The organism is Bradyrhizobium sp. 62 (assembly GCF_023073035.1).
GTDB lineage: Bacteria > Pseudomonadota > Alphaproteobacteria > Rhizobiales > Xanthobacteraceae > Bradyrhizobium.
Window position 1 is genome coordinate 144221 of record NZ_JADPIT010000015.1, and the last position, 4391, is coordinate 148611.

3 protein-coding genes are annotated in these 4391 nt (G+C 65.8%); 2 read left to right on the forward strand and 1 reads right to left on the reverse strand.

All coding sequences use genetic code 11. The annotated features are described in order from the left end of the window. Positions 1-16 precede the first annotated feature (16 nt). Positions 17-2389: a xanthine dehydrogenase family protein molybdopterin-binding subunit gene (locus IVB47_RS11000; protein ID WP_247461548.1), complete on the reverse strand. Its 2373-nt coding sequence runs from the start codon at positions 2387-2389 to the stop codon at positions 17-19. 211 nt (positions 2390-2600) lie between these two features. Here IVB47_RS11000 and IVB47_RS11005 point away from each other — a divergent pair, with 211 nt between their 5' ends. Next, a complete protein-coding gene (locus tag IVB47_RS11005) occupies positions 2601-3668 on the forward strand; it encodes a Ppx/GppA phosphatase family protein (protein ID WP_247286523.1) in 1068 nt (355 codons plus the stop codon). A gap of 1 nt (position 3669) precedes the next feature. After that, positions 3670-4356: an RlmE family RNA methyltransferase gene (locus tag IVB47_RS11010; protein WP_027569580.1), complete on the forward strand. Its 687-nt coding sequence runs from the start codon at positions 3670-3672 to the stop codon at positions 4354-4356. The last annotated feature ends 35 nt before the right edge of the window (positions 4357-4391 follow it).

Sequence of the window (4391 nt, forward strand, 5' to 3'; positions counted from 1 at the left end):
GCGGAGAGAAAATGCTTTACGCCGCTTTCCCCTTCGCGTCCTGGATCGCACGCCACACGCGCTCCGGCGTCAGCGGCATGTCGATGTGCTTGATGCCGTAGTCGGAGAGCGCGTCGATCACCGCGTTCACGACCGTCGACAAGCTGCCGGCGCAGCCGGCTTCGCCGCAGCCTTTGCTGCCGAGCGGATTGGTCGTGGCCGGCACCGGGTGGTCGCCGACCGTCATGTTCGGGACGTCCTCGGCGCGGGGCAGTGCGTAGTCCATCAGCGAGCCCGTGATCGGCTGGCCGCTCTCGTCGTAGCGGACGTGCTCCATCAGCGCCTGGCCGATGCCCTGGACGACGCCGCCATGGAGCTGGCCCGCGACCAGCAGCGGATTGATCACCGTGCCGAAATCGTTGACCGCGCTGTAGCGCACGATCTGCACGACGCCGGTCTCAGGGTCGATCTCGACCTCGGCGACATGGCAGCCGTTCGGGAAGGCCGACGGCACCGGTTCGCTGGTGTGATCGACGTCGAGGCTGTCGGGCACGCCCTCGGGCATCTTGCTGTCATGCAGGCGCTTGGCGAGCTCCATGATGTCGATGCTGCGGTCGGTGCCAGCGATCGTGAAACTGCCGCCTTCGAATTCGATGTCGGCTTCGGACGCCTCCAGCATATGCGCGGCGGCGCGCTTGCCCTTCTCGATCACAAGCTTGGCGGCGCCCACGATCGCCATGCCGGTCGCGGTAATCGAGCGCGAGCCGCCGGTGCCATTGCCGGTGTGGACGATATCGCTGTCGCCCTGCATCAGCTTGACGCTGTCGAAGGGCACGCCGAGCTGCTGGCAGAGTACCTGCGCGAATGCGGATGCGTGGCCCTGACCGTAATCAAGCGTGCCGGTGATGAGCTGCACGGAGCCATCGGGATCGAACACGATCTTGCCGAGTTCGACGCCGGGAGGTGCGGTCACCTCCAGATAAGAGCCGACGGCGATGCCGCGCAGCTTGCCGGACTTCTTGCTCTCCTTCTTGCGCTTGGCAAAATTCTCGTGGTCGGAGATTTCGAGCGCCTTGTTGAAGACAGCCTGGAAGTCGCCGCTGTCATAGGTGACGCCGGAGGACGCGGCGAACGGCATCTGGTTCTGCTTGATGAAGTTGCGTTTGCGCAAGGTCAGCCGGTTGATGCCCATTTCGTCGGCGGCGCGGTCGATCAGCCGCTCCATGTAGTAGTTCGCCTCGGGCCGGCCGGCGCCGCGATAAGCGCCCATCAGCGTGGTGTTGGTCAGCACCGTCTTGATGTCGACGGCCATCAGCGGCGTGCGATAGACGCTGGAAAAGTTCTTGCTGGTGTTGAGCGAGAGCGGACTGGGTGCAACGCCGGTGATGTAGGCACCGAGATTGCCGTAGCCCGAGAGCTTGGCGGCGAGGAAATGCCCCTCGGCGTCCAGCGCGAGCTCGGCGTGAATCTTCTGCGCACGGCCGTGGCTGTCGGACAAGAAGCTGGTCGAGCGTTCGTCCAGCCATTTCACCGGGCGTCCCAATTCCTTGGCCGCGTACAGGATGCACATGTACTCGGGATAGTTGACGTTCTTCATGCCGAAGGAACCGCCGACATTGGCGGTGAGGATGCGGACCTTCTCGTTCGGCACCTTCAGGTTCTTGGCGAGGTTGGCGCGGTTGCCGGCGACGCCCTGCGTCGGCATCTGGATGGTGTAGCGCTCGGTCGTCTTGTCGTAGGAGGCAAGGCCAACGCGCGGCTCCATCGAGACCACGGCGACACGGGTGTTTTCGATGTCGACCTTGGTCACGTGAGCGGCGCTGGCGAAGGCGGCGTTGACCTTCTCGATGTCGCCATAGTGGTAGTCGAGCGCGACATTGTTCGGGATGTGGTCGTAGAGTTGCGGCGCGCCGGCTTTTGCGGCGTCTTCAGGGTCGGTCACCGCCGGCAGCGGCTCGATATCGAGCTCGACCGCCTCGGCCGCGTCGCGCGCCTGGGCCAGCGTCTCCGCCACCACGAAGGCGACGGGATCGCCGACGAAGCGGACCTTGTCGGTTGCGAGCGGCTGGCGGTTGGTCTGGAGCAGGGGCGAGCCGTCGCGGCTCTTCAGCGGCAGGCCGCAGGTGAAGGGGCCGTAGCCGGCCGCATCGAGGTCTTTGCCGGTCCACACCCCCAGCACGCCCGGCATCGCCTTGGCGGCGTCGATGTTGATGCCGCGAATGACGCCGTGGGCATGGGTCGAACGGACGATCGCGGCGTGGGCTTGGCCGGGCAGGTTGAAATCGTCGGTGTAGCGGCCCTTGCCGCGCACCAGCGTGTCGTCCTCCTTGCGGCGGACCGGCTGGCCGACGCCATATTTTTGCAGTGCAATAGCGTTTTCGAGCGTGGAGGATTTGGTGAGTTCTTGCATGGAATTGACCTGAAAAGCCGGCAAATGCGCGGTTTGGGGGGCGCCTGGGAGACCGGACCCTTCAAAAATAACCCACCGGCCCGTTCACGACAACGCACGAATGGGCATGGTCCCATGTGATGCGTTGTTGCGCAGGATTGGCGCGCTGCTAAGGTTTCAGGCGAAAAAGCAATTCCAGATCGGCCCAACCGGCCGCGGAAAGACAGTTTGTATGAATGACCACACGCGGCTCCGCGACGGCCTTGCGCCGCACGGTGAGCTGGGGTCGATGGCGGCGGCGTTCGCCACTGAACCGGCCGTCGGCGCGCAAGCGCCGGGAACCGGCGTCTACGCGGCGCTCGACCTCGGCACCAACAATTGCAGGCTCCTGATCGCCTGTCCGACCCACGACGGCTTTCGGGTGGTCGATTCCTTCTCGCGCATCATCCGGCTGGGCGAGGGCGTCTCCGCAACCGGGTGCATCAGCGAGGCCGCGATCGAGCGCGCCATCGTGGCGCTCGGCATCTGCCGCGACAAGATCAACCTGCGCAAGGCGCGGCGGTTGCGGCTGATCGCCACCGAAGCCTGCCGCGCCGCCTCGAATGCCGAAGGCTTTCGCAGCCGCGTCGCTGCCGAGACCGGGATCGAGCTCGAGGTGATCGACCGCCAGACCGAGGCGGCGCTCGCGGTGCTCGGCTGCTCGCCGCTGGTCGACCCCAGGGGCCGCGGCGCGATCCTGTTCGACATCGGCGGCGGCTCGACCGAGCTGGTGCGGATCGAGCGCGACGCCGCAAATCCGGAGCCGCGCATCAAAGCCTGGATGTCGATTCCATTCGGTGTGGTCACGCTGGCCGAGCAGTTCGGCGGCCGCGACGTGACGCCGGAGATCTACGCCGCGATGGAGCGCGAGGTCGCCCATCACATCGCGCCGTTCGCCGAACAGCATGGCGGCGATCTCGCCGACATGCATCTGCTCGGCACCTCAGGCACTGTGACGACGCTCGCCGGCATCCATCTCAACCTCGCGCGCTACGACCGCCGCCGCATCGACAGCGTCTGGATGAACGACACCGACGTCACCGCGACCATCAACAAGCTGCTCGGCATGAGCTACGAGGAGCGCGCCGCGAACAGCTGCATCAGCGTCGAGCGCGCCGATCTCGTGCTGGCCGGCTGCGCCATCCTCGACGCGATCCGCCGCGCCTTTCCGCTGCCACGCCTGCGCGTCGCCGACCGGGGCTTGCGCGAAGGCATGCTGGTCGAAATGATGCGCGAAGACGGCGCGCTCAGGAGCTGGTGAGATGGCCAAGGACACCACCGGCCGCTTGCACGTCCAGGTCAAGACCCACGGCAAGCGCAAATTGTCGTCGAAGCTCTGGCTGGAGCGGCAGCTCAACGACCCCTATGTGGTGAAGGCGAAGGCGCTGGGCTATCGCTCGCGCGCCGCGTTCAAGCTGCTCGAGATCGACGACAAATACCGGCTACTGAAGCACGGCATGGCAGTGGTCGATCTCGGTGCCGCGCCGGGCGGCTGGAGCCAGATCGCCGCCAAGCGTGTCGGCTCGGTCGACGGCAAGGGCAAGGTCATCGCGATCGACCTGCTGGAAATCCCCGAGATTGCCGGGGTCGAGTTCGCGCAGCTCGACTTCATGGACAATGACGCGCCGGACAAGCTCAAGGCGATGCTCGACGGCGGCGCCGACATCGTGATGTCCGACATGGCTGCCAACACCACCGGTCACCGCAAGACCGACCAGCTTCGCATCGTCGGCCTGATCGAAACCGCCGCCGCGTTCGCCTGCGACGTGCTGAAACCGGGTGGGACCTTCCTGGCAAAGGCGTTCCAGAGCGGCGCCGACGCCGAGCTGCTCGCCCAGCTCAAGCGCGATTTCGCCATGGTGCGTCATGTGAAGCCCGCCGCGAGCCGTGCGGATTCCTCGGAGCGCTACGTTCTCGCGACGGGATTTCGGGGCGGGGCGACGCAGTAGCCGCGAATTCCGTCATTGCGAGGAGCTCTTGCGAC